25 protein-coding genes and 1 tRNA gene are annotated in these 24916 nt (G+C 71.1%); 7 read left to right on the top strand and 19 right to left on the bottom strand.

Annotation, left to right across the window (positions count from 1 at the left end; translation table 11 throughout):
* Positions 1-120: 120 nt before the first annotated feature.
* From ACYU7L_RS21995 to ACYU7L_RS21965, 7 genes are all read right to left on the bottom strand, one after another.
* Positions 121-576, bottom strand: coding sequence for a CBS domain-containing protein (locus ACYU7L_RS21995; protein WP_460801083.1), 456 nt, complete (start codon positions 574-576; stop codon positions 121-123).
* Complete coding sequence (locus ACYU7L_RS21990; RefSeq protein WP_460801081.1) at positions 573-1541, bottom strand: 4Fe-4S dicluster domain-containing protein; 969 nt, start codon at positions 1539-1541, stop codon at positions 573-575. The genes ACYU7L_RS21995 and ACYU7L_RS21990 overlap by 4 nt, the downstream gene beginning before the upstream one ends.
* Before the next feature lie 4 nt (positions 1542-1545).
* Positions 1546-2187, bottom strand: a complete 642-nt coding sequence (locus tag ACYU7L_RS21985; RefSeq protein ID WP_460801079.1) for a TorD/DmsD family molecular chaperone — start codon at positions 2185-2187, stop codon at positions 1546-1548.
* A 13-nt stretch (positions 2188-2200) separates the two neighbouring features.
* Positions 2201-3121 (bottom strand): dimethyl sulfoxide reductase anchor subunit family protein, encoded by a 921-nt coding sequence (locus ACYU7L_RS21980; RefSeq protein WP_460801077.1) that lies wholly within the window; start codon positions 3119-3121, stop codon positions 2201-2203.
* 1 nt (position 3122) lies between these two features.
* Positions 3123-3746 carry a DMSO/selenate family reductase complex B subunit gene (locus tag ACYU7L_RS21975; protein WP_460801075.1) on the bottom strand — a complete coding sequence of 208 codons (624 nt, stop codon included), beginning with the start codon at positions 3744-3746 and terminating at the stop codon, positions 3123-3125.
* 2 nt (positions 3747-3748) lie between these two features.
* The gene (locus ACYU7L_RS21970; protein WP_460801072.1) at positions 3749-6193 is read right to left on the bottom strand and encodes a DMSO/selenate family reductase complex A subunit; all 2445 of its coding nucleotides are present in this window, start codon (positions 6191-6193) and stop codon (positions 3749-3751) included.
* A 245-nt stretch (positions 6194-6438) separates the two neighbouring features.
* On the bottom strand, positions 6439-6687 hold the full coding sequence (locus tag ACYU7L_RS21965; protein WP_460801070.1) for a hypothetical protein: 249 nt from the start codon (positions 6685-6687) through the stop codon (positions 6439-6441).
* A 76-nt stretch (positions 6688-6763) separates the two neighbouring features.
* Here ACYU7L_RS21965 and ACYU7L_RS21960 point away from each other — a divergent pair, with 76 nt between their 5' ends.
* Positions 6764-7654 carry a LysR family transcriptional regulator gene (locus tag ACYU7L_RS21960; RefSeq protein WP_460801068.1) on the top strand — a complete coding sequence of 297 codons (891 nt, stop codon included), beginning with the start codon at positions 6764-6766 and terminating at the stop codon, positions 7652-7654.
* Between the two features lie 88 nt (positions 7655-7742).
* On the top strand, positions 7743-8177 hold the full coding sequence (locus ACYU7L_RS21955; protein ID WP_460801066.1) for a hypothetical protein: 435 nt from the start codon (positions 7743-7745) through the stop codon (positions 8175-8177).
* Here the strand turns inward: ACYU7L_RS21955 and ACYU7L_RS21950 are convergent.
* The 3 genes from ACYU7L_RS21950 to ACYU7L_RS21940 all read right to left on the bottom strand — a co-directional run bounded on the left by ACYU7L_RS21950 (position 8125) and on the right by ACYU7L_RS21940 (position 11101).
* Positions 8125-9831 (bottom strand): phytoene desaturase family protein, encoded by a 1707-nt coding sequence (locus ACYU7L_RS21950; protein ID WP_460801064.1) that lies wholly within the window; start codon positions 9829-9831, stop codon positions 8125-8127. The two genes, ACYU7L_RS21955 and ACYU7L_RS21950, sit on opposite strands and share 53 nt — an antisense overlap.
* 85 nt (positions 9832-9916) lie before the next feature.
* Positions 9917-10579 carry a TetR/AcrR family transcriptional regulator gene (locus ACYU7L_RS21945; RefSeq protein ID WP_460801060.1) on the bottom strand — a complete coding sequence of 221 codons (663 nt, stop codon included), beginning with the start codon at positions 10577-10579 and terminating at the stop codon, positions 9917-9919.
* 9 nt (positions 10580-10588) lie between these two features.
* A complete protein-coding gene (locus ACYU7L_RS21940) occupies positions 10589-11101 on the bottom strand; it encodes a hypothetical protein (RefSeq protein WP_460801057.1) in 513 nt (170 codons plus the stop codon).
* Between the two features lie 436 nt (positions 11102-11537).
* On the opposite strand from ACYU7L_RS21940, the gene ACYU7L_RS21935 reads away from it, so the two are divergent.
* Complete coding sequence (locus tag ACYU7L_RS21935) at positions 11538-12728, top strand: RCC1 domain-containing protein (RefSeq protein WP_460801054.1); 1191 nt, start codon at positions 11538-11540, stop codon at positions 12726-12728.
* Between the two features lie 81 nt (positions 12729-12809).
* Here ACYU7L_RS21935 and ACYU7L_RS21930 read toward each other — a convergent pair.
* The 6 genes from ACYU7L_RS21930 to ACYU7L_RS21905 all read right to left on the bottom strand — a co-directional run bounded on the left by ACYU7L_RS21930 (position 12810) and on the right by ACYU7L_RS21905 (position 18498).
* Positions 12810-12886, bottom strand: a tRNA-Met gene (locus ACYU7L_RS21930).
* 62 nt (positions 12887-12948) lie between these two features.
* Entirely contained in the window at positions 12949-15999 is a 3051-nt protein-coding gene (locus ACYU7L_RS21925) for a UPF0182 family membrane protein (RefSeq protein WP_460801050.1), read from the bottom strand.
* On the bottom strand, positions 15996-16586 hold the full coding sequence (locus tag ACYU7L_RS21920; protein WP_460801047.1) for a PPA1309 family protein: 591 nt from the start codon (positions 16584-16586) through the stop codon (positions 15996-15998). The genes ACYU7L_RS21925 and ACYU7L_RS21920 overlap by 4 nt, the downstream gene beginning before the upstream one ends.
* A gap of 51 nt (positions 16587-16637) precedes the next feature.
* Positions 16638-17696, bottom strand: coding sequence for a YlbL family protein (locus ACYU7L_RS21915; protein WP_460801045.1), 1059 nt, complete (start codon positions 17694-17696; stop codon positions 16638-16640).
* A 58-nt stretch (positions 17697-17754) separates the two neighbouring features.
* Positions 17755-17994 carry a hypothetical protein gene (locus ACYU7L_RS21910; protein WP_460801043.1) on the bottom strand — a complete coding sequence of 80 codons (240 nt, stop codon included), beginning with the start codon at positions 17992-17994 and terminating at the stop codon, positions 17755-17757.
* Positions 17995-18042: 48 nt separating this feature from the next.
* The gene (locus tag ACYU7L_RS21905) at positions 18043-18498 is read right to left on the bottom strand and encodes a molybdenum cofactor biosynthesis protein MoaE (RefSeq protein ID WP_460801040.1); all 456 of its coding nucleotides are present in this window, start codon (positions 18496-18498) and stop codon (positions 18043-18045) included.
* A gap of 68 nt (positions 18499-18566) precedes the next feature.
* On the opposite strand from ACYU7L_RS21905, the gene ACYU7L_RS21900 reads away from it, so the two are divergent.
* Together ACYU7L_RS21900 and ACYU7L_RS21895 are read left to right on the top strand one after the other, a co-directional pair.
* The gene (locus ACYU7L_RS21900; RefSeq protein ID WP_460801038.1) at positions 18567-20003 is read left to right on the top strand and encodes a zinc-dependent metalloprotease; all 1437 of its coding nucleotides are present in this window, start codon (positions 18567-18569) and stop codon (positions 20001-20003) included.
* Positions 20000-20686 (top strand): NUDIX hydrolase, encoded by a 687-nt coding sequence (locus ACYU7L_RS21895; RefSeq protein ID WP_460801036.1) that lies wholly within the window; start codon positions 20000-20002, stop codon positions 20684-20686. Before ACYU7L_RS21900 ends, ACYU7L_RS21895 begins: the two co-directional genes overlap by 4 nt.
* On the opposite strand, the gene ACYU7L_RS21890 is transcribed toward ACYU7L_RS21895, so the two are convergent.
* The 3 genes from ACYU7L_RS21890 to ACYU7L_RS21880 all read right to left on the bottom strand — a co-directional run bounded on the left by ACYU7L_RS21890 (position 20587) and on the right by ACYU7L_RS21880 (position 23358).
* On the bottom strand, positions 20587-21144 hold the full coding sequence (locus tag ACYU7L_RS21890) for a M48 metallopeptidase family protein (RefSeq protein WP_460801032.1): 558 nt from the start codon (positions 21142-21144) through the stop codon (positions 20587-20589). The two genes, ACYU7L_RS21895 and ACYU7L_RS21890, sit on opposite strands and share 100 nt — an antisense overlap.
* A gap of 9 nt (positions 21145-21153) precedes the next feature.
* Positions 21154-22224: a PHP domain-containing protein gene (locus ACYU7L_RS21885; protein ID WP_460801030.1), complete on the bottom strand. Its 1071-nt coding sequence runs from the start codon at positions 22222-22224 to the stop codon at positions 21154-21156.
* Positions 22225-22563: 339 nt separating this feature from the next.
* The gene (locus ACYU7L_RS21880; RefSeq protein WP_460801028.1) at positions 22564-23358 is read right to left on the bottom strand and encodes an enoyl-CoA hydratase/isomerase family protein; all 795 of its coding nucleotides are present in this window, start codon (positions 23356-23358) and stop codon (positions 22564-22566) included.
* A gap of 169 nt (positions 23359-23527) precedes the next feature.
* On the opposite strand from ACYU7L_RS21880, the gene ACYU7L_RS21875 reads away from it, so the two are divergent.
* Together ACYU7L_RS21875 and ACYU7L_RS21870 are read left to right on the top strand one after the other, a co-directional pair.
* A complete protein-coding gene (locus ACYU7L_RS21875; RefSeq protein WP_091115022.1) occupies positions 23528-23686 on the top strand; it encodes a DUF5679 domain-containing protein in 159 nt (52 codons plus the stop codon).
* Between the two features lie 179 nt (positions 23687-23865).
* Complete coding sequence (locus ACYU7L_RS21870) at positions 23866-24807, top strand: TOMM precursor leader peptide-binding protein (protein ID WP_460801026.1); 942 nt, start codon at positions 23866-23868, stop codon at positions 24805-24807.
* The last annotated feature ends 109 nt before the right edge of the window (positions 24808-24916 follow it).

The raw sequence follows: 24916 nt of genomic DNA, 5'->3' as shown, positions 1-24916 counted from the left end.
TGACGCCCGAGTCGGCGCATCTTCACGTCGTACGCCGCTCATGCGGTGAAATTGCGCCGGGTCGGCGGTGAAACTGCGCCGGGTCGGCGGTGAAACTGCGCCGACTGGGCTGGGGGCGGGTCAGGTGGTGTGCCTGGCGGCGGCCTCCGCGGCCCGAGCGGCGACGTCGGCGTCGGAGCAGAAGCCGGTCAGCCGGCGCTTGAGGCACAGCAGCCCCAGCAGGTGGCCGTCGTCGTCGACGACTGCCAAGCGGCGACGCCCGCGCGCGACCAGCCACTGCCGGGCCTGCTCGGCCGGGACGTCGGGCGCGATGGTTCGGTCCACCAGCGTGGAGAGCGGCAGGGCGGGGTCGTCGTCGCTCACGGACGCGTCATAGTCGTCGCGTACCAACGCCCCCACGAGGCGGTCGTCCGCCGCGAGGAGCAGCATGTGCACGTGGTCGTCGGCGAAGGCGGCCCGGACGTCACAGACCCGTGCGTTCGCCGGCAGCGTCTGCGGGTGGTGGACGAGCACGTCGCTCACTGTCGGCTCGTGGTGCTCCGAGACGGCGGGCTCCTGTCGGGTCAGCAGGGTCATGTCAGTGCCTTCCGGCTGGTGTCGGTGCGCACGGGTGCGCTCGTGGTGCCGAAGGGACGCTCCCGACGATAGGCGCATACGGGGCACAGATCACCGTCGCCGGTGGGGACGAACGCGCCCCGGCACCGCCCGCACCGCCGGGTCGCGCATCTCGCCAGCTGGGGGACGGCCCCGTTGAGCAGCGCGTCCCAGCCGTGGAGTCCGGTCCGGGTCATCGCGTCCTCGGGGCACAGCTCCACGCAACGATCGCAGCCGGTGCAGGCGAAGACGTCCTGGCGCAGCACCCGGGTCGAGGCGCCATCCTCGCCCAGCAGCCGCGACAGGCTCAGCGCCCCCGTGGGACACCCGCGCACGCAGACGCCGCACGCCGTACAGCCCTCGACGGTCAGCACCGCGCTGGTCGGAGGCTCCGAGGCGAGCCCCAGCTCCGCGGCGGCCCACGCGGGGAGCTCCAGCTCGGCGAGCGCCTCCCGGAGGCGGTCCCGCTCTGAGGCAGGGCGCGCGGCCGCGGCGACACGGCTTCGTACGCCGGCCGTGGTCAGCAGGGCCCGCCGGGGCATCGGCAGCTCGGCCACCCCCAAAGGCGGGGATCGAAGCGCGAGACGGCGGCGGCGAGGCGATGAGGGCGCCGGGACTGGGTCAGAGTCCTCGCTCAACGTCGCCGTCCGCCCGGCCGCCCGCAGCACGCCCGCCGCGTCGTGCAGGCTCTCGGCGTCCGAGCCCGTGCACCCGCACGTGGCCGGATGAAGCGTCACCGCTGCCGCGCCGGCGAGCACGAGCTCCAGGTAGCCGGAGACCGGGAGCCCACGGGCGCAGGTCTCCGTACGCACCACCACCGCGTGACGGCCGACCGGCAGGGACCGCTCCCATCCGGGACATACCAGGTGCAGGTCGACCGGCTCCGGATGCAGCCACAGCCACCGCAGCAGCGGGGCCAGCAGGTCGGAGGCGGTCTGGGTGGTCATCGGCTCACGTCGCCAGCGGGATCCTGGCCTGGGTGACCAGGCCGGACCCGAGGTCGGCCACCGCGCGATAGAAGGTCGTCCGGGCCCCGTCACGGACCCGCGCGAGGAACTCCTCCGCCCACACCCCGAGGTGCCGCTCGACGAAGTCGTCGTGTCGGCGCAGCGCGGTCGCCAGCGCGTCGTCGTCCCGGTCGGCTAGGGCGTCGAGCGCCTGCAGGCAGAGATAGCCGAGGAGCTGGAGCTCCAGACCCATGTGGTCGTCGGGCTCGCGGTTCAGGGCCGGCGCCACCAGACCGGACTCCTCATAGGCGCGCCGTACCTCCATCGTCGCCGTGTCGAACAGCAGATGGTCGCGACTGCGATAGGCCGACTCGTACGGCGGTGCCGCCAGGTGGCCGGGGCCCACGAACAGCTGCTGGAAGTCCTCCACCAGTGGTCTCGGCCCCTCGGCCGCTCCGGCTCGCAGCTGCCGCGCCCCCGCGAGCGACGTCTCGTCGCGCAGCGGCCAGTCGTCCATCAGGTCCGACTCGCCGACCCGGCTGAGGAGGGCGGCGTCAGCTGGCTCGAGCAACAGCCGGGCGACGAAGGTGTAGGCGCCGGCGAGGTCGTCGAGCCGCGTCGCGGTCCCGCTGGTCCTCGAGGTCATGCTCATCGTCATCTCACATCCCGATCCGGACCATGCCGTCGTAGAACAGCACTCGTCCGATCGTCTCGGAGGTGAGCACCAGCGCGAACGCCACCGTCACCGTCGTGAGCATCAGGCGCTCCCGCCCGACCTGCGCCACCCGGTGCAGCAGCAGCCCCAGCAGACCCGCGCCGAGGAAGACCAGCGCCAGCCGGATCGCGAACACCGCTCCCCCGCCGGCCATGATCGCGTCCGCGGAGGTGGCCGAGGCCCCACCCGCGGTCGCTAGCTCCATGGCGTGGGTGGGCAGCACCACGAACTCGACGCCGACCAGCACGATGGCGGCCGCCGCGACGCCCCTCAGGGTCGCCGGCACGAGACCCGCCACGCCCTCGTCGGTCTCGATGCCACGCCGGCGACGCCAGGCGAGCACGCCCACGAAGGCGGCACCGATGTTGAGGGTGCCCAGCAGGAACGTGGTGGTGAAGAAGGAGACGGGCGTGGCCCAGGTGTCCCACGCCGGCACGGTCGGCAGCATGTAGACCATCGACATCGCGAACACCAGGCCGAGACCGACCAGCGCCGTCAGCCCGGCCAGCAGCTGGCGCAGCCGCGGGGTCAGCCACCCGAACCACTGGGTGGCCGCGAAGGCCGCGCCGAGCGCGGCGAACGCGGAGCCCAACAGGATCTCCCGCGACAGCCAGCTCGAGTCGATGTTGCGTACGGCGTTGAGGGCGTTGATCGGGTTGCCCAGGTGCAGCATGCTCGCGGCGAGACCGAGCACCATCACCGGTCCGATGACGTAGAGCGCAGGGTCAGACAGCTTGTCGACCTGCTCGTCCGGGATTCCGCGGAGGCGGGCGACCAGGTGGATCACGCCGAGGACGACGAACGATCCGACAGCCAGCTGAGCGAGGATCGTGAACAGCACCAGGGGCAGCTCATCGGTGTGCATGTCAGATCTCCTCGGGGTTGGCGATCTCGCCGCTGCCCTCGCCGGAGCGCTGGGCGTTGCGGTGGGGGCGGATGACCAGGTTCGGCTTCGTGATGTCGGAGTCCGGCAGCGGCTCGACGTCGGCCACGGCGCCGTACTCGGCGCGCAGCTCGTCGATGTCACCGAACTTCAGCACCCGCGAGGGGCAGGAGGCCACGCAGGCGGGCTCCTTGCCGTCGGCGAGGTAGTCGGCGCAGAAGTCGCACTTGGTCATCACTCCCGCGTCGGCGTCGAACTGCGGCGCCGAGTAGGGGCAGGCCCATTCGCAGTAGCGACAGCCCACGCACTTGTCCGAGTCGATGGTCACCACGCCGTCGTCGCCCTTGTGCATGGCGCTGGTGGGACACACCTTGACGCAGATGGGGTCCTCGCAGTGGTTGCACGAGATCGACGTGTAGTAGGTGAAGACGTTCGACTCGAAGGTCTTCGCCTGCTCGTCGCCGCTCCAGGACCCGCCGGAGTACTCCACCACCCGTCGCCAGCTGATGCCCAGCGGCAGGTCGTTCTTGTCCTTGCAGGCCACCTGGCACGCCTTGCACCCGGTGCAGAACTGCTGGTCAACGTAGAAGCCAAGCTGCTTTGCCATGATCACGCCTTCTCGATCTGAACCAGGGTGGTGTGTTGGGCATTGCCCTTGGCCAACGGTGACGGGCGGAGGCTGGTCAAGGTGTTGGTGCATCCGCCGGTGTCGACACCGTCGGCCCGTGGGGTGAACCAGGCTCCCTGCGGCACCGAGGCCACGCCGGGCGCGATCCGCTGAGTCACGTGCGCGACGATCTCGATGCGTCCTCGGTCGTTGAACACCTGCACCTTGTCGTTCTGCTCGATCCCCCGCTCCTGAGCGTCGCGACTGTTGATCCACACCATCTGCGGGTGGGCCTCCTTCATCCAGTCGACGTTGCCGTACGTCGAGTGGGTGCGCTGCTTGTAGTGGTGCCCGATCAGCTGCAGCGGGTGCGAGGTGCTGGCGGCCGCCTCCTCGGAGCCCTCCCACGTCGGGTAGTACTCCGGCACCGCCGTGATGTGGTCGCCCTCGGGCAGCTCCCAGGTGTCCGACAGCTCCTGGAGCCGCTCGGAGTAGATCTCGATGAGTCCCGACGGCGTCTCCAGCGGGTTCTTCCTCGGATCGGCTCGGAAGTCGGCCAGTGGGACGATCGAGCCGTCGGGGTTGGCCTGCTTCCAGATCCCCAGCGTGCGCAGCTCGTCGAAGTCGGGCAGGCCCGGGATCGCGGCCTGGCTCTCCTTGACGATCTGGCGCAGCCACTCCTCCTGGGTCTTGCCCTCGGTGAACTCGCTCTCCACGCCGAGCCGGCGGGCCAGCTCGGTGCACATGTCGTAGACCGGGCGGCACTCCCACATCGGCTCGATCGCCTGGTCGGCGAAGATCGTGTAGCCGAGGTTGCCCGCGCTGCCCTGGCTGGCCAGGTCGACCTGCTCCACGGTGGAGGTGTCGGGCAGCAGGATGTCGGCGTACCTCGCGGAGACCGTCATCTGGTTCTCGATCACCACGATCGTCTCGCACAGGGAGTCGTCGGCCAGGATCTCCGAGGTCCGGTTGATGTCACCGTGCTGGTTGACCAGCGCGTTGCCGGCGTACTGCCAGATGAACTTGATCGGGACGTCGAGCTTGTCCTTGCCGACCACGCCGTCGGCCAGAGCGGTCATCTCGGGGCCGCGGACGATCGCGTCGGTCCACCCGAAGACCGAGATCGCGGTCTCCACGGGGTTGGTGAGCGTGGGGAAGACCGACATCGGGAGGTTGTAGGCGCCTTCGCGTCCGCCGGTGCCGCCGCCGGGAATGCCGATGTTGCCGGTCAGACAGGCGAGGGTGAAGATCGCCCGCGAGGTGTTCTCCCCGTTGGCGTGGCGCTGCGGGCCCCAGCCCTGGGTGATGCTGCACGGCTTGGCCAGCGCGATCTCGCGGGCGAGGCGGGCGATGGTGTCCGCCGGCACCCCGGTGATGGTCGCCGCCCACTCGGGCGTCTTGGCCAGGCCGTCCGGTCCCTCGCCCATCACGTAGGAGCGGTAGGAGCTCCCGGGCTTCGCCGACTTCGGCAGCGTCTTCTCGTCGAACCCGACACAGTAGGTGTCGAGGAACGCCTGGTCCTGGAGGTCGTCGCTGAGGATCACGTGCGCCATCCCGGCGACCAGCGCGGTGTCGGTGCCGGGTCGCATCGGGACCCACTCGTCCGCGATCGTGACGGCGGTGTCGGTGTAGCGGGGGTCGATGACGATGACCTTGACGCCGCTGAGCTGCTTGGCGCGCTGGGTGACGAAGACTTCGCCGCCGCCGCTCATCCGGGTCTCGTGGGGGTTGTTGCCCCACATCACGACGAGCTTGGAGTTCACGGCGTCGTCGAAGCTGTTCGACGGCGTCCAGCCCCCGTAGAAGTAGGGGTAGGCGCCGGCGATCTGGGCGGTGCTGTAGTCGCCGTAGTGGTTGAGGTAGCCGCCGACGCAGTTCATCAGCCGCGCGACCGCCGTGCTGCCGGGCGGCCAGCTGGTCGCGATCGTGGCGCCGAGGGTGCCGGTGCCGTAGTTGATGTAGACCGACTCGTTGCCGTGCTCGTCGATCGTGCTCTTCAGCCGCGAGGCGATCTCGTCGAGCGCCTCCTCCCAGGAGATCCGCTCGAACTTGCCCTCGCCGCGCTTCCCGACCCGGCGCATCGGGTACTTCAGCCGATCGGGGTTGTAGATGCGGTGCCGGATTGACCGCCCGCGCACGCAGGCTCGGATCTGCTGGCTGCCCAGCTCGTCGTCACCCGTGTCGTCGGCCAGCACCCGCACGATCCGGCCGTCCTCGACGACCAGCCGGAGCGGACAGCGGCTGCCGCAGTTGACCATGCACGCGCTCCACACGACCTTCTGCTCGCCGCCGGCCTCGTCGTCGGCAGCCACGAGCGGCAGCAGGCCGTAGCCCGCCCCGCCGGTGACCGCTGCCGCACCACCGGCGGCCGCGCTCCACTTCACGAAGCTGCGTCGTCGCACGGAGGTCTCCAGTGCGGAGGCGACGATGGGTGGAACTGACGACATGGCCACTCCTGGCGGTTCGGCGATGGCTCCGTGTTCGGGAGTCGCTCTCACCGTAGGAAGGCAAAGACATTAATTGCAGGGGCCGAAGGTCCGTGCCCCGGGTGACGCTGCTCTCCCAGCCGAGCCTAAAGAATCGGCGCCCGGCGCCGTCTGCTAAGGACCCATCTCGGGAAATGGCAGCAGCCCCCACAGGAGGTGGGGGCCGGGGGTGGGATCGGTGGAACGCGAGGCGGTGAAGCGGGGCCTCAGCGCTGGCTGGCGAGCACGTTCTCCACGACGATCTCGCGGATCACGTCGACGCTGGCTTCGTCCTGGCCCTGGAGCGAGGCGAGCAGGTCGTTGACCTCCGCGTTGGTGGTGTACGACGCGAGCTGGCGCTCCAGCTCACGGCGAGCGGCGGCGGTCTGACGACGCTGGCGGAGGCCGTCGAGGGCGTTCGTCCAGGACTGGGCGAGCGAGGTGCGGACAGTGGGGTTCAGGTGAGTGGTGGTCATGAGACCAGTGTCCTCGGGGCAAAGCCATGCGTCCAATGTAGGTTCGCCCCCAAACCCATGCGTTATGGTTATGCATATGGAGACCGAGTCCCTGCGTTGGTTCCAACAGGTCGTCGACGGCGTCACCGTCACCGAGGTGGCGCAGATCTTCGGGGTCAGCCAGCCGGCGGTGTCCCGGGCACTCTCCCGCCTCGAGAGCGACGTCGGCGCACCCCTGCTCCACCGGACCGGGCGGGTGCTGCGACCGACGCACGCCGGGATCACGTTCAAACGGCACGCCGACGCCGTCCTCCACCGTCTCGACGACGGGCTCGCAGCCGTCGCCGAGCTGATGGACCCCGAGACCGGAACGGTCTCGATCGCCTTCCAGCTGTCCCTGGGCACCTGGCTCATCCCCACCCTGGTCAGCGAGTTCCGTCAGGCGCACCCCGGCGTGCAGTTCCGGCTGCGCGCCTCGGACGATGCCGTGGGGTCGTCACTGGTCGCCGAGGGACTGGTCGACCTCGAGTTCACCGCACGTCGCCCCAAGAATCCCGAGGTCCACTGGGACCACCTGGTCTCCCAGCCACTGGCGCTGGCCGTGCCGACCAGCCACCCCCTGGCGCGTCGGTCCGAGGTGGGGCTCGCCGAGGTCGCCGACGAGGAGTTCGTGATGCTGCGCTCCTCCTGGGAGCTCCGCTCGCTCACGGAGAGGCTCTGCGCGGCCGCCGGGTTCACTCCGCGAGTGTCCTTCGAGGGCGACGACCTGGCGGTGGTCCGGGGGTTCGTGGAGGCCGGCCTCGGCGTCGCCGTCGTACCCGTGCCCCTGCGGCGCACCGCCCCGGCGGGCGGGGCCGAGACTCTCGTGCGGATCACCGACGCCGGTGCGCACCGCGAGGTCGGCGCGGCATGGTCACGGAGCCGACGCCTGCTGCCGGCCGCCGACCTGTTCCGTCAGCACGTGCGAGCACGCCGCAGCGGGCTATAGGTCGAGACCAGGACGGCAGCGAGCCCCGGTCGCGACAGGCACAATGCCCTGCACGGCGACGCCCTGCACGGCGACGAAGGAGAACCCGATGCGAGACCTCGACGAGTTCGTCCGAGCGCTCTACCGCGCGGCACCTGTCCTCCCCGACGCGCTCCGCGTGGACGACGAGGACCCCGAGCCGGACCACGAGCTCGCCATCGTGTGGTTGGGATACCTGGGGCACACCCTGGCACGGGTGCTCCCGTCCCTGGAGGAGGCCGAGCGCGCCCGCGCCTTCGAGCTGGTCGAGCACTACCTGGCGAGAGCCGACGATGAGCTGAGCACCGGCATCGCGACGGGACTGCTGGAGGCACTGGCGAACGCTGTCTCGGGCGCACGTCTCTCGGGCTCCACCCTGGCCTCGGTGCTCGGGTCGGAGAGCCGCGCCTACATCGACGCGTGGGACCAGTTCACCCTCGGCCGCTCCTCGCTCAGCGACTCGCCGCAGCAGCTCCGGGACGACGGCGCACCGGACGACGGATGACGGACCCGGGCTTGGACGCGAGCAGCGGGTCGAAGTCGTCGGTGATCTCCGTCAGCAGGGCCTCGTCCACGAAGACCGCGCCGTCGCGCACCTCCTGGAAGAGGTCCCGCCCGAGCACGGCACCGGCAGTGCCCATGCCACCGTGGATCGTGGCGTTGATGCCGAACATGTGCTCGGTGCTGCCGCCGGCCAGGAAGAGGCCCGGGATATGCGTGGTGACGCGGGGCCGGAACGGGCCGAGGTTCCTCAGCAGCGGGGCGATGCCGTAGCAGGAGCCGTCGGTGGTGAGCGTGAACCGCTCCTGGGTAATCGGCGTGGACGCCTCGCAGAAGACCATCCGCTCCCGCAGGTCGGGGATCATCAGCTCGGCGGTGTCGAGCACCCGCTGGGTGAGCTCCTCCTTGAGCTGGAGGTAGCGCTCGTCGCGGCCATAGCTGCCGCCGTCCGCGGGGCTGGTCGAGACGTTCCAGAACTCGTGGTCCTTCGGTGCCCAGCTCACCAGCTCGAGCGTCGAGTAGCCGGGAGGCGCGGAGTGCGTCCCCTCGGGGTCCTTGGCCGTGGGGCAGCTGATCCCCACCGGCATCAGCTCGGGGCAGCGCCCGGCGGCGACCTCGCGGTAGTAGCCGTCGACGTCGTTGGTCGGCCACACCCAGGCCAGCGGCGGGGTGTCTCGCTCACGCAGGTCGACGTCGAGCGCGACGTACACCGCGAACATCGGCAGCGTCATCTCGAGGTTCTTCAGCCGGCGCCGCAGCCGCCGGGTCAGGTGCTGCTCGCCGACCAGCTCGGCCCAAGTCTTCTTGAAGTCCGCGGCGGAGACGACGACGTCGGAGCGGATCTCCTCTCCCCCGCGCAACCGGACGCCGACCGCGCGGCCGTCCTCGATCAGGATCTCCTCGACCCGCGCCTTGGTGCGGACCTTCCCCCCGTGGGTCTGGATCACGTCGGTCAGGTGCGCGCCGATCACCTGGCCGCCACCACGCGGGTAGTAGGCACCGGCCTGGAGGTAGTGGTGCAGGAAGCCCGCGTGCATGGCGGTCGGCGTGCGGTGCGGGGGCCAGGTGTAGTCGCCGTTCTCCGCCAGGATCACCGCCTGCGCGTCGGCGCTGAGACCACACGCGGCCATCAGCGTCGTGATCGGCCGCACGCCCCAGCGCAGCAGCATGAAGGGCCGCAGGCGCGGGCTCTCGCCGGCGGAGATGATCCGCATGATCCTGACGCAGCGGCGCAGACCGGCCTCCTCGTCGGGGAAGGCGGCGACCAGGCGCTCGAGGTAGGTGTCCCAGCCGGTCGGCGTCTGGAACGTCGTGCCCGGGATCATGATCTGGCAGTGACCCTCCGGGCGCTGGCGCAGCCACTTGATCCGCTCGGTCAGTGCGAGGCCCGAGAGCGCGTTCTGCATCCGCCCGCCGGGGCCGCACTCACCCACGTAGTGGGTGCCGACATCGAACTCGAACTTGTTGCCCGCACGGCGGAAGACCTGGGTGCTGCCGCCGACCACCTGGTTGGCCTCGAGCACCAGCACCCGCTTGCCGTTGGCGGCGAGATAGGCGCCGCAGGTGAGCCCGCCCGGGCCGGCGCCCACGACCACGACGTCCCAGGTCTCGGGGGCCGACTCGGGGCTCGGGGTCACGGGCGTTGCGGTCTGCGTCATGAGGGTCGCTTTCGGGCGAGGGGCTATCTGGAGTCAGGCTCTAGTTAACTCGCTCATGCGCCCCGGCGCCAACGAAGGGCGCGAATCAGTCGGTGGCCGGCTCCACGATGAGCCCCTCGAGCAGCACCAGCCCGGCCTCGATCACCGCCAGCTCGACGCGCTCGGGCGACAGCACCAGGGCGTCCCGGCGCAGGGCCAGCGCGGCCACGCCGTTCCAGGCGCCGAAGAGGAAGTACGACATCAGCTCGGGGTCGACCTGCCGGATCGCGCCCGTCTCCACGGCGTCGCGGATGCTCTGCTCGAACTCCCGTCGGAGCTGGCTGAAGCCTGCGACGACCTCGTCCTCGACCGGCGTGCGCGGGCCGCGCTCGCCGGTGACGGTCAGGTACTTCACCACGGCGGGGTGGTCGAGGAGGAGTCGCAGGTAGGCCGCGCCGACGCCGGCGAAGCGCTCGAGCGGCGAGGTCTGCGCGGCGTACGCCGTGCGCAGGGCCGCCGTGGCCACGGCCAGCACCCGCTCGGTCACCGCCGCCAGCAGTGCGTCCTTGGTGCCGAAGTGGACGTAGACCGAGGCGGGCGAGATTCCAGCCTCGGCGGCCACGTCCTCGATGCGGATCTCCTCGGGCGCGCGCTCCGACATCAGCAGCTCCGCGGCGTCGAGCAGCAGCGAACGGGTGCGCTCACGACGGCGCGACCCCCGCGCAGCGGCGTCGGTGCCCGTCGTCACGGAACTCTGGGCGTCGCTCACGCGACCACCCTAGGCGTCCTCACCACGTGGCCGATCACGCCGCGCGTGCCGCCCACCAGGGCCGGCCCGTCGCCCAGCCGGTCGCCCGGCAGGCGCCGGTTCCGGGACCAGGCGCTGCGCAGGGTGCTCGTCGCGACGCAGCAGCTCGGCGTTCGCCGCGATGGCCTCCCGGCTGGCACCCCAGTTGCCGGCGTCGGTCTCCCAGATGCGCTCGAACCCGTGCCGCACCTCCACGTGCCAGTGCCGCCCGAACAGGATCCGCCCGAAGACCGCGAAGGGCAGCAGGACGACGAGCAGGGCCAACTCGATGATGCTGAAGGCCAGCCCGATCGCGACCAGGAGCAGGGTCGGGACCACCAGCACCAGCCCGACGAGCCAGATCACGCAGCCGATCGGGTCGTCTGCATCGGCGTCGAGGAGCTCAAGACCGTCGGCGCTGTCGGAGAAGTCACCGCGGCGTCGCCACGGCAGCCAGCGCCGCGAGACGCGCCACACCCTCCCCCGGGAGTCCCTGACCTTCATCGTCATGAGAGTAGGGGAACTCCGCTCGCAAGAGCGGGTGGGCGCCGACTCGCCCTCTAGCGTGCCGAGGCACACCACTCATGCCCTGTTGGGAGCCCCGATGCCGTCACCCGCACTTCACATCGCACGAGCTGTCGTCGCGCTCACGTTCCTCGCTCTACTGGCCGGAGCGCTCGCACAGGCCGCTGTGGCAAGACCCTCGACGTCAGCCGCCGAGATGGCACCCGCCTTGCTGAAGCCTGCCCGGCAGTCCGGGGCGCTGACCCTGCCCAGGACATCGCCGCCACGTGCCGCGATCTCGGCTTCGGCGAGGTTCACACCGAAGGCCAGGGGTCGCAAGGTCCTGCTGCAACGCCGGAACGGAAAGCGATGGGTCAAGGTGGTCGCTGCACGGCAGACCCGGCGAGGCACAGCGTCCTTCCGATTCACCGCCCCGGTGTCCGGAACCCACAGATACCGCGCGCTCGCCACGAGACGCGGTGCGCTCAAGCCGTTGGCCACCCGGGCGAAGAGACTCACGATCCGGACCTCCTGGGTCCAGCTCGATGCGTCGGCCGACCACACGTGCGGGGTCAAGAGCGACGGTGCGGCTTGGTGCTGGGGTCGCAACGCCGACCGGGAGCTCGGCGTCGGAGACACCAACGACCGCAGCAGGGCGGCCAGGGTGCAGGTGGGCTCGGACTGGCGCCGGATCGACGTCGGTGATGGACGGATCACCGGGGAGAACTACACCTGCGGTCTCCGCGGAACGGGTTCGCTGTGGTGCTTCGGGTCCCACGCCACCGGTCAGCTCGGGCGCACCCAAGGTGCCGGCGACCTCTTCGCCGGCTTCGCCCCCGGCCGTGTAGGCAACGCCACCGACTGGACCGACGTCTCCGCCGGGGGCGGTGCGACCTGCGGCATCCGTCACCCGGGCACCTTGTGGTGCTGGGGCAGCTATGAGTTCGGGCAGATCGGCACCGGTCAGAGCTCCCCCGTCGCGCCTTCGCTCGACTTCGCCTCCTCTCCGCAGAGGGTGGGTGCGGGCAGCACCTGGAAGCAGGTCTCCGTCGGCAAGTCGCACACCTGCGCCGTACGCACCAGCGGCACCCTGTGGTGCTGGGGACGCAACTTCTACGGGGAGCTGGGGCTCGGCGACAGGAGCCCGCGGGCCTCCCCCGTCCAGGTCGGTTCCGGCACCAGCTGGGCACAGGTTGCCGCCGGGATGTCGCACACCTGCGCAGTACGCACCGAGGGCACCGCCTGGTGCTGGGGCAGCGACGACTACCGCCAGCTCGGCGACGGCGACGCCGCCCAAGAACGATTGACCCCGAACCAGGTCGGCACCGCCGGCACCTGGACCGCGATCAGCGTCTCCCAGAGTCACACCTGCGCCCGGCAGGCGGACGGCAGCCTGTGGTGCTGGGGATGGCGGGGCTTCGGCCAGCTCGGCGACGGCGTCCAGGCCTTCGACTTCGTGGGGACGCCTCGGCAGTTGTCCGGCGGTTGGAGAGCGGTCACGAGCGGCGGCGATCACAGCTGCGCCATCCATGACGACGATCGTGCGCTCTGCTGGGGCAAGAACCTCTTCGGCCAACTTGGCGACGGCACCGACGAGGATCGCTCCCGACCCACGCGCGTGAGGTAGCACGAACCCTGCGGGTCACGGGCGCACAGTGCAGCATAAAAGGAAGAGGCCCTCACAGGAACTGTGAGGGCCTCTTCCACGTGGTAGCGGGGGCAGGATTTGAACCTGCGACCTCTGGGTTATGAGCCCAGCGAGCTACCGAACTGCTCCACCCCGCGTCGCTGAACAGAACATTACGTCAGACGCGGAGAGGTGCCAAATCGAGCCCCCGTGACCCCGGTCACCCGGCGTCGTCGGCGCCCCCTGCGTCGTCCCCCGAACCCTGACCAGCACCCTGACCAGCACCCTCGCCGGGCGCCTCCTCGGTCTCGGCGAGCGCCTTCTCGATCGCCTCCTCGACCTTCGCCTGGGCCTCGCGCGACTTCTCAGCCCACAGCGAGGGGTCGCCGTCGGCGAGCGCCGCGTCAGCCTCGTCGTACAGCGCGTCGGCCTCGGTGAGCAGCTGACGCACCTGCTGGGCGACCGTGCCGGTGAGCGGCGCGTCTCCGTTGTCACCGCCGCCGGTGTCGGGCGTGGTCGTCGGCTCCTCGCCGTCCGGGGTGTCGCCCGGGTCGCCCGTCAGCCCGAGCACGTCGAAGATCGCCTCGCCGAGGGTCTTGCCGATGCCCACGTTGTTGTCACCGAACGAGACGGCGACGAACCGGAGGACGGGAAAGTTGCCGTCACCGGTGGTGCGCAGCGTGTAGAGCGGCTGGACGTAGAGCAGCCCCTCGCCCACCGGGAGCGTCAGCAGGTTGCCGTTGACGACCTTGGTGCTCCCCTGGCGGAAGGGGAACAGCGCGTCGGTGACGACCTCGTCGGACTGGATCTGGTTGGCGATCTGCCCGGGCCCGAAGACCTGGCTGGAGTCACCCAGTCGCTTCACCCGGATCGTGCCGTAGCCATCCTCGGCAGCGTCGGCGTCCACGGACACGAACGCAGCGAGGTTCTCCCGGTTGGCCGGCGTGTAGACCGACGTCAGCGAGAACCGGTCCTGCTCGGTGCCGGCCGGCACCGAGAGCCGGTACGGCGGCTGCAGGCTGGCCGTGTTGTTCGGGTCGGCCGGGACCTCCCAGCGGTCGTTGGCCTCGTAGAAGTCGCTCGCGTCCTCCACGTGATAGGCCCCGAGCTGGTAGCGCTGCACCTTGAACAGGTCCTCGGGATAGCGCATGTGCTCGAGGATCGCCTCGGGGATCTCCGCCTTGGGCTCGACCGTGTCAGGGAAGGCCTTGGTCCACGCCTCCAGGATCGGGTCCTCCTCGTCCCACTCATAGAGCGTGACGGTGCCGTCGTAGGCATCGACCGTCGCCTTGACCGCGTTGCGCATGTAGTTGATCTGGTCGGTCGGCAGTGTCTGGAACGCCGACTCGCTCGCGAGCGAGTCGTCGGTCATCTCCTCGAACGACTCCTTCTCCGACATCGGGTACTGGTCGGTGGTGGTGTAGCCGTCCAGCAGCCACACCACACGACCGTCGACGACCGCGGGGAACGGGTCGCTGTCGACGGTCAGCCAGGGCGCGACCTTCTCCACCATCAGCGCCGGGTCACGGTCGTAGAGGATCTTGGAGTTCTCGTGCACGCGACCCGACAGGACCAGGTTGGGCTCCCCGAACTTCACGGCATAGAGCAGCTTGTTCAAGAAGTTGCCGATCCCGACACCGGACTCCCCGTCGTACGTCGTGGCGCGGTCGATGTCGTCCCCGGAGTTGCCGGGCAGGTCGAGCTCGATGTCGCCGGCGTCCTCCGAGGACTTCCCGACGATGGAGTACTGCGGCGACTTCTCGCCGAAGTAGATCCGGCCCTCGTAGCCGTCCTCGGTCAGGTTGGTCAGCTCGCCGGTGGGCGGGAGGTTCTCCTCGGCCCAGGCCGGCTCATCGCCCTGCACGGTGGCCTCGTTGTCGGCCGGACGCTGGTTGCCGAAGGCGGCGATCACGCCGTACCCGTGGGTGTAGACGGTGTGCAGGTTGGCCCAGTTCTGGCTGCTGGCGGTGATGCCGGACTGGTCCAGCTCACGCACGCCCAGCACGACGTCGCGCTCCTGGCCGCCGATCTGGTAGCGGTCCACGTCGAGCACGTCGGCCACCGAGTAGTAGCCACGCACCTGCTGGCGCTGCTCGAACGTCTGCTGCACGACCTGCGGGTCCACCAGCCGGATGCCAGGGCTGTTGATCGCGGAGCGCGCCAGCGCGCCCTTCTCGGTCGCCGTCTGCGCGGTCACGTCGGTCTCGCCGGAGAACGCCTCGATCTCCGCGTCGTCAATGTCGTACGCCGTGCGCGTCGCCTCGATGTTGCGGGCGAGGTACTTCTCCTCCTTGTCGGCCTCCGAGGGGTCGACCTGGAACTTCTGGACGATGGCCGGCCAGATCATCCCCAGCAGCACCGCGGAGAGCACCAGCATCGCCAGGCCCATGGAGGGCAGCAGCCAGGTGCGGCGCCAGACGTTGAGGAAGAAGAGCACGGCGCAGATGAGCGCGATCCCGGCGAGGATGTTCTTCGCCGGCAGCACAGCGTGCACGTCGGTGTAGGTCGGCCCGGTGAAGAGCCCCCCGCTGTCGCTGGTCAGGTCGAAGCGATCCAGCCAGTAGTCCAGCGCCTTGACCAGCACGAAGAGACCCAGCAGCGCGGACAGCTGCGCCTGCGCGGCCGGGGTGAGCCGGTCACCGCGCCCCTGCAGCCGGATCCCGCCGTACACGTAGTGCACGACCGCCGCGGCCATCAGGGAGACGACCAGGACGGCCATCGAGAAGTCGACGAGGAAGTGCAGCCACGGCAGGTCGAAGACATAGAAGCCGATGTCGCGACCGAACTGAGCGTCGGTCGAGCCGAACTCCCCACCGTTGCGCCACAGCTGGTACTCCCGCCACTGCCCCGCAGCGGAGGTGCCGGCGAAGACGCCCATCAGCGACGAGATGCCGATCAGCAGCCACAGCCGGACCGGGTGCACGGCCTCGCGGTAGCGCTCCAGGCTCGACTGCTCGGGGGAAGGCGGCCGGAAGAGCGGGCGGAAGCGGTAGGCGAGGTAGAGGTTGACCGCCACCGCCGCCACCATCACGGCGCCGAAGATCAGGAAGAGCCCGACCCGGGTCCACAGCAGGGTGGTGAAGACGCTGCCGTAGTCCAGCGAGCGGAACCACAGCCGCTCGGTCCAGAACGACGAGATGCCGGTGAGGGCCAGGAAGGCCAACACCAGCACGACCGCCGTGATCAGCAGTGCCCGGGAGCGTCCCGGTGCGGGCTGGGGGCCGGGTGCGGGGCGCCCGGCCTTCGCGCCGTCGCCGAACATGTCGCTCATCGATCCTCTTCCTCGAGTGTGGTGCTCAGCATCTGCAGCAGCGCCGGGACCAGGTCGGCCCCACCCACCACGGACTGGTCGTCATCGTGCGAGCGCAGCCGCAGCGCGCAGTACGTCGCGCCGGCTCGCGTCACGCCGGCGACCATCCGCACCTCCTGGCGCAGCGGGTGCTGGCGGGCGAACTCCTGCGCGGCGAGCGCGTCGTCGGGCACCTCGTCGTCGATCTCCGGTGGCAGCACGAGCCGCTCCACGACGGCCGCACAGCCGGCGACCTGCGCGGGCCAGGTGATCGTCTCCAGCACCTGCTCGAGGAGCTGACCGGGCGTGAGCTGGTCCTGCTCGATCGCGGTCAGCGAGCCCTCCGCGCTCGACTCGTCGAGCCCCATGGCCTCGGCCAGCGCCGGCTCGGCCTGCACCAGCGTGGCCGTGTCGACCAGGGCGTAGAGCCGTCCGGGCTGGTCCCAGCCCTCGGCGGCGATGTGACTCTCGATCTCGAGGACGGCCGACGCCAGCGCCGGGTCCACGTCGAAGCCGCTCGCATCGGGACCGATGATCTCGGGGTCGTCGACGGGGGGTGGCTGAATCACGTGCGCCTCATTCGAATCTGGGGACGGGCTGGTCTCGGGGTCGTGCGTCACTCAGCTCTCCTCGGTACAGGTGGGCAGGTCCGCGTCCGCGTCCTCGGCCCAGGCCTCGATGGCCTCGCGTGCGTCGTGCATGGTCTCGGCGCGGACCAGTCGGATGCCGTCGGCCGGCGCTCCGAGCGCGTCCGCGCAGTTGGCGGGTGGCACCAGGAAGAGCTCGGCCCCCGCCTCGCGGGCCCCGACGATCTTCTGCTGGATGCCGCCGATCGGCCCCACGGCCCCCTCGGCGTCGACCGTGCCGGTGCCGGCCACGATCCTGCCGCCGGTCAGCGAGCCGGGCGTGAGGCTGTCATAGATGGCCAGGGAGAACATCAGCCCGGCGCTCGGGCCGCCGATCTGGTCGGGGATGTTGACCTCGACATCGAAGGGGAAGCGGTAGCCGACCCCCATCTCGATGCCGATCAGCGGCTTGCCCTCGACCTCGCGCGGCGTGACCTCGACCGTCCGGTCCTCGCCACCTCGCCGGATCTTCAGCTCGACCGGCTCGCCGTCGGCGCCGTTCACCGCCGCGACGACCTCGTCGCCGTTCTTGATCGGCTCGCCCTCGACCTCGAGCAGGATGTCGCGCACCTCGAGCACGCCGTCGGCGGGCATGCCCTCGCTCACCCCGCTCACCCGCAGCGCCGGCTCGAGGTCATAGCCCAGCTCCGTGAGCGCGACCGCCGTCGCCGTGTCCTGCGAGGTCACCATCTGCACCGCCGACTCCCGGCGCGACGACTCCGGCGTCTCGTCCGGGGCATAGACGGAGTCGTAGGGATAGACGGCCTCGTCCTCGTCGAACCACGCCAGCATCGCGTCGACCAGGCTGACCCGGTCACCGACCCGCGTGACCGACACGGTCGTCATCCGCAGCTCGCCGTCGGAGCCGTCGTCGCTCTGGTAGGTCTCGTGCCCGGTGACCTCGATGATCTCCTCGCCGTCGGTCTCCGCCAGCACGTCGACCGTCGGTCCGGGCTGGTAGGTGACGTAGGGCAACGGCAGCACGAACGCACACACCCACAGGCCGATCACCAACGGCGCCGCGACGATCGCGGCGAGCGTGCGCTGATTCATGACGCAAGCCTCTCATCATGCGGCAAAGCCCCGGCCCGGAGGCGTCGCAGCGGCCGGCTCACCTCTCGCGCGAGGTCACCCTCGAGGGGCGTACGGCGATCCCGGTGCTGCGGTCGCGCGCCGGGAGCGGCCCGGTGCTCACCCGCCCGGGAAGCGGCTTGCGCAGCGCGGTCTCGAGTCGGGCCACCGCCACGTCTCGGTCCACCTCGCCACGGCCCTCGCGGCCGAACCAGGACACCCAGACCATCGCCAGCACCGTCACCAGGACGGGGGGCAGCAGCCAGAAGAGGATCTCCACTCCCCCAGCCTAGGCAGCCGCGGGCCCCATCCGCGGCAGAAACGCCCGTCAGGGGGTGCCGACCCACTCCTCGTCCCCGTCGCCGAAGCGCTGGTGCTTCCAGATCGGGACCTCCGCCTTGAGGGTGTCGATGAGCGCCCGCGAGGCCCGGAACGCCTCGTCACGGTGGGCCGAGGTGGTCGCCACCACCACGGCGATGTCCCCGATGGCGAGCGTCCCGACCCGGTGCACGGCGGCGACGCCGTGCACGTCGTACTCGGCGGCCACCTCCTCGCACACCGCGCGCAGTCGCGCCAGAGCCGTGGGGTGGGCGCTGTAGTCCAGCCCGTCCACGCCGCGTCCGCCGTCGTGGTCGCGCACCCGACCGACGAAGAGGGTCAGGCCGCCGGCCGCGTCGTCGTCGAGGGAGGCGAGGACCTCCGCGACGTCCAGGGGGACCTCTCGCAGGTCGACCAGGCGAACCGCTGCGGAGGTAAGGGGACCGGAGGGGGGTGTGGTGCTCACCCGCACCAGCCTAGACCGCGCACTGCGGGGGCCGCGGACGTCTTGTCGCGGCGCGTACCGTTGACCCCATGAGCGACAACCCCGGCGACGGCCCCGACAAGCTCCCCGGCGACGAGTCCGGCGACGACTCCGGTGCCGGCCAGAACCCGTTCAAGGGCACGCCCTTCGAGCAGCTCTTCGGTGCGTTCGGCGCAGGCATGTTCGGCTCCGGGGCGGGCTCCGGCACGCCCGGGGGGCCGGGCTTCGGGTTCGGCTTCAACCCCAACGCCGCGGGTGGCTCGATGCCCAACATCCCGGGCATGCCCGACCTCAACCAGCTGATGGCCCAGGTCCAGTCGCTGATGCAGCCGCACGACGGCCCGATCAACTGGGACCACGCCCTCGACATGGCGCGCAAGGCGGTCGCGGCCACCCCCGACCCCGCGCCCACGTCGAAGCAGAGCGACGCCGTCGCCGACTCCGTGCGGCTGGCCGACCACTGGCTCGACGCCGCCACGGGCTTCCCGTCCGGCGTCACCTCGACGGCCGCGTGGAGCCGCGCCGAGTGGATCGTGGGCACCACCGACGTGTGGAAGGGCCTGGTCGAGCCGATCGCCCTCGCAGCCGTCCAGGGACTCGGGAAGGCGCTGCCCGAGGAGGCCCAGGCCCTGGCCGGTCCGCTGATCGGCATGCTCGGCAAGGCGACCGGAGCGATGGTCGCCACCCAGCTCGGCTCCGGGCTCGGCGCCCTGGCCGGCGAGGTCCTCACCGCCTCCGACATCGGTCTGCCGCTCGGGCCGGCCGGCCGCGCCGCACTGGTCCCGGCCAACATCGCGGAGTTCGCCGACGGTCTCGACGTGGGCTATGACGACGTGCTGCTCTACCTCGCCCTGCGCGAGGCCGCCCACCAGCGTCTCTTCGCCCACGTCCCGTGGCTGCGCGAGCACCTGATCGGGGCGGTCACCGACTTCGCCCGCGGCAGCGAGATCGACGTCGAGGGCATGCAGTCGCGCCTCGAGGAGCAGATGCGCGGCTTCGACCCGAGCAACCCCCAGGCGATGATGGAGGCGATGGAGGGCGGTCTCTTCGAGATCCCCCGCTCCCCCGCCCAGGACGCCGCCCTGCAGCGTCTCGAGGTCACCCTTGCCCTGGTCGAGGGCTGGGTCGACGAGGTCGTCGGCCAGGCCACCGCCGAGCGGATGCCGGCGGCCACCAAAATGCAGGAGGCCGTACGACGCCGCCGCGCGGCCGGTGGACCCGCCGAGCAGACATTCGCCTCGCTCGTCGGCCTCGAGCTGCGACCCCGTCGACTGCGCGACGCCTCCACGCTGTGGGGCTCGCTGCGCACCCGCCAGGGCGCCGAGGCCCGCGACGGCGTCTGGATGCACCCCGACCTGCTGCCCACCGCGGCCGACCTCGACGACCCGCTCGGCTTCCGCGAGGACGCCTCCGCCCCCGAGGCGCTCACCGAGGACGACTTCGACGCCGAGCTGAAGAAGCTGCTCGACGGCGACAAGCCCGAGTGAGCGCCGCCTCTCCGCCCGCGGGCCCTCCCGGCGCCGGAGGGCTGCACGCGGACGCCCTCGCCACCCTCGAGGCCTGGACCCCGCCGAGCGAGGAGCAGGCCCGCCAGCGCGAGCGGTACGTCGCGCACCTGCGGGCCCGGCCCGACGGCCTGACGCGCGCGTCGTACCCCGACCACATCACGGCCAGCACGCTGGTGGTGTCTGCCGACGGCACGCACGTGCTGCTGACCCTGCACGCGAAGGCACGTCGGTGGTTCCAGCTCGGCGGGCACTGCGAGGACGGTGACGCGACGCTGGCCGGGGCCGCCCTGCGGGAGGCGACCGAGGAGTCCGGCATCGACGATCTGGCGCTGGATCCGGTGCCGGTGCAGCTCAGCGAGCACGCCGTACCGTTCTGCGACGCCCGGGGCGGGGTGCACCACCTCGACGTCCGGTTCGTCGCGGTGGCGCGCCCCGAGGCCGAGCACGTGATCAGCGACGAGTCGCTGGCCCTGCGCTGGTGGCCGGCCGACGCGCTCCCCGACCCCGAGCCGGACCTGGTCGAGCTGGTCTCCCTGGCCGCCGCCCGCCGCGCGGAGGCGGGTCAGCCGCGCGTGGAGGCGCCGTCGTCGAACTCCTCGGCCGTGTCCTCCTCGCCGGGCACCGACCCCAGGTGGCTGGCCGCGGAGAAGCCGAGCAGGTAGCCCTGGGCGCGCTCGGCCTTGGGATAGCGGTCCACCCAGGCCCAGAACGCCTCGTCGTGCTGCGCCTCGATGAGGTGCGCCAGCTCGTGGACGAGGACGTAGTCGACGACCCACGACGGCATCCCGCGCAGCCGCGTGGAGAGTCGGATGGACCGGTCACCGGGCGTGCACGAGCCCCAGCGTGAGCGCTGGTTGGCCACCCAGCGCACCGAGTCGGGCTGAGCCATGCCACCCAGGTAGAGGTTGCTCAGGTGGCGCGCCCGCTGCAGCAGCGCGTCGTCGGAGGGCCGCTTGCGTGCCTCGGAGCGCTCGAGGCGGGCGACCATCTTGTCGACCCACTGGGCCTCCTGGGCCTGGCTCAGGCTCTCGGGCACCAGGACGATGATCCGGTCGCCCTCGCGATAGGCCGAGACCGTGCGGCGGCGTCGCTTGGAGCGACGGACCTCGATCTCGGGCATGGCAGCACGCTAGCCGTTCGCCCAGTCCAGGAGGCGCTCCTTGGGCCAAGAGTTGACGATCCGTTCGGCCGGAATGCCCAGCTCCTCGGCCCGCTCGCACCCATAGACCTGGAAGTCGAGCTGTCCGGGAGCGTGGGCGTCGCTGTCGATCGAGAACAGGCAGCCGAGGTCGCGGGCCAGCTCGATCAGCCGACCGGGCGGGTCCCGACGCTCGGGTCGAGCGTTGATCTCGACAGCCACGCCGTGCTCGGCGCAGGCCTCGAAGACGGTCCGCGCGTCGAACTGCGACTCCTTGCGAGTCCCCCGCCCGCCCGTCACCAGCCGGCCGGTGCAGTGCCCGAGCACGTTGGTGTGGGGGTTGCGGACGGCGTTGACCATCCGCCGCGTCATCGCGTCGGCGTCCATCGCGAGCTTGGAGTGCACGCTGGCGACCCGCACGTCCAGCCGGTCGAGCAGCTCCGGTGTCTGGTCGAGGTCGCCGTTGTCGAGGATGTCGACCTCGATCCCCTTGAGGAGTGTGAAGCCGCCGTCCCCCAGGTGGTCGTTGACGGCGTCGACCACGTCGAGCTGGCGGCGCAGCCGCTCCGCGCTCAGGCCGTGCGCGATCGTGAGCCGCGGCGAATGGTCGGTGAGGACGAGGTAGTCGTGACCGAGCTCCATGGCGGTGAACGCCATCTCCTCGATCGGCGAGCCGCCGTCGGACCAGTCCGAGTGGGAGTGGAGGTCGCCGCGCAGCGCGGCCCGGAGCTCCGCACCACCGGCGGTCAGCGGGCCGGCGTGCTCGGCCTCCAGGCTCTCCAGCCGGTCCGGTACGACGCCGCGCACGGCCGCGGTGATCACCTTCGCGGTGCTCGCGCCGATCCCGGTCAGCTCGGTGAGGGTGCCGGCCTCCACTCGGACGGCCACCTCCTCGGCATCGAGAGGGAGCAGCGCGGACGCAGCGGAGCGGAACGCCTTGACCTTGTAGGTGTCCTCGCGACCCCGCTCGAGGAGGAACGCGATCCGGCGAAGCGCGGCCACCGGGCCCGCGTCGTACGCCTTCCCCCTGCCATCCGTGGTCTCGTCCACCCGTCGCGACACGCCGATGTCCTCCCGATCAATCCTCGTCCACAGGGCCTGCACTGCATTGTGACTGGTCAGCGGTGTACGCGACCTTGAAGTCGGCCCGGCCGTCCCGTGTCATCCCCAGATCTGGGGACCTTCCTCCACCGGAATCCGCCAGAGTGCACATCTTTTCCACAGGGTTATCCACAGGAGTGGACAAACCTGCGTTGACCCCGCGGGCCGTCCTCTCCTAGCGTGTGCGCGACGAGGCCCTCGTGCCGGCGTCCGACACTCGCAAGGGGAAGGCAAGTGTCGGACTCACCGGCCGGGGGCCTCTTCTCGTCCCGGGCCCCGCCCGGCGTCCCATGGGGCGGTTCAATGCCCGCGGAACACCGGGCGGCGCTTCTCCTGCACGGCCCGGATGCCCTCCTGCAGATCCTCGGTGGCCATCGTGACCGGCTGGGCGAGCGCCTCCCACTGCAGGGCGCTCTCGAGGTCGCCGTGTCCACCGCCGGCGAGGGCGAGCTTGGTGAGCCGGCTGGCGAGCGGCGCGGTGGCGGCGATCTCGGCCGCGGTCGCCAGCACCTCCTCACGGAAGCTCGCCGGGTCGAGCACGCGCGAGACGAGGCCCAGGCTCAGCGCCTCCTCGTCCTGCACCAGGCGGCCGGTGAGCAGCAGGTCGCGGGCAGCGGCGGCTCCGACGACGTCGGGGAGCAGGTGGGTGCCGGCCATCCCCGGGTGCAGCCCGAGCTTCACGAACGGCGCGCCCAGCCTGGCGCCGGCAGCGGCGTACCGGATGTCGCAGGCGAGCGCCACGCACAGCCCCGCACCGATGGCGGCGCCGTTGATCGCCGCGATGGTCGGGACCTCGAGGCGGCGGATCGAGAGCCAGGCGCGATAGAAGCCGATCATCCGGGTGCGCAGCTCATCGACGCTCGCGTCGGGCTCGCTGGCCAGCCAGCTGGTGTCGCCGCCGGAGCAGAACCCGGCTCCCTCGCCGGTGACGACGACCGCGCGCACGGAGGCGTCCGCGGCCAGCTCGTCGATGGCGCGGACCCAGGAGGCGGTCATCTCGTCGGACATCGCGTTGCGTCGCTCGGGGTTGTCGAGGACGAGCAGGGCGACGCCCTCGGAGGGGCGCTCGAGGCGCAGATGGGGGTAGTCGGACATGGGCCGCAGCGTAGCCACCCGCTCCGGCCCCGCGGCCTGCCTCCCACGCCTGCGGGCCGCTGTGGCGTACGCTTCCCCACGGTTCGGCTGTCGCAAGGCCCCGGACCCCGGCGGGCTTCCCCTAATCCCCGTCGCGACGACCCGAGTTAACGAAGGCAAGGAGGCCGTCATGGCGGAGACCTGGAGCGGCGAGTTCTACTGCGTGAAGTGCAAGGAGAAGCGCGAGGCTGAGGGCGAGGTCAAGGTCAACGACAAGGGGACCCGGATGGCCAAGGCCGTCTGCCCCGTGTGCTCGACGAACCTGAACCGCATTCTCGGCAAGGCGTAAGTAGCACCGCCCACGAATTGCACGGCGGCGTCACCCGACCAGGGTGGCGCCGCCGTACGCATTTCCGCCGACCCGTCACTGCCTCGACCTTTCCCCGGCGTGTCGGTCGAGGCAGTGACGGGTCGGCGGGCTGTGGATGAGCGGGCGCGCGTCGCGTCCGGTCGTGGCAGGGTGCCGGCATGCCCGCCGCCCCCTCCGCAGCACCCTCCTCAGACCCCCCGTCGGCCCTGCCGGCCTGGCCACCCCGGCCGATGCTGGCCCCCGGCGTGCTGCTGACCCGGCGTGATCGGCACCACCTGCAGGTCGGGCTCGACCCTGAGCGGCGCGTCGTGGTGGCCGACGTGCCGGAGGTGCGTGGCTGCCTGGAGGCGCTGCGCGAGGGACGGCATCCGGACCCGCACAGCCACGTGGCGATCGCCTGCTGCCGTGCGCTGCTCGACGCCGGCCTGGTCGTCGACGGGGACGCCCTGTTGTCCACGCTCCCCTCCGACCCGCTGCGACGACGGGCCGTGGCCGCACTGTTCACCGAGTCCGGCGCCGACGCGCCTCGGGTGCTGCACCGCCGAGCCACCACCTGGGTGCGGCTGCAGGCACCGCAGCCGTGGCGCGACGAGATCTCCCGGCTGCTCGAGCTCGCCGGGCTGTCAGTGGCACCGCCCCGAGGACGCGCCACCGCAGCCCCGATGGCCGAGCTGCTGATGACGCTCGGGGAGCCGCAGCGGGAGCGGCTCGACGCCTGGCACCACGACGGGCGCGCCCATCTGCTCGTCGCGCTGGTCGAGGGACAGGTCCGGGTGGGCCCGTTCGTGCTCCCCGGCCGGACCGCGTGCCTGCGCTGCCTCGACGCCCACCAGCGTGACCGCGACAGCGCCCACGCCCTGGTCCTCGAGCAGTACGTCGCGGCGCGCGAGGCGGCCGTGCCCGAGCCGGCCGACCCGTCCCTGGTGTCGCTGGCCGTGGCCTGGGCGGCCCGGGACCTGCTCACCTGGGTCGACGGCGGACGACCCAGCACCTGGTCGGCGAGCGTGCTGGTGACGCCCGCTCTGCACCTGGAGCCCCAGCGGTGGCTGCGGCATCCGCGCTGCGGGTGCAGCTGGGCCGAGGAGCTGGCGGTCGGCTGACGCGCTGAGCTACCAGTGCTCGCTGTCGAGCTTGCCCTCGATCGCTCGCAGGTGCTCGCGGGAGCAGCGGTCGCAGAACGTGCGGCGACGCCCGTGCTCCACGGCCGTC

The organism is Nocardioides pacificus (genome assembly GCF_054775955.1).
The sequence above is the reverse complement of the archived record's forward strand: the minus strand, read 5'-3'. Positions and strand labels throughout refer to the sequence as shown.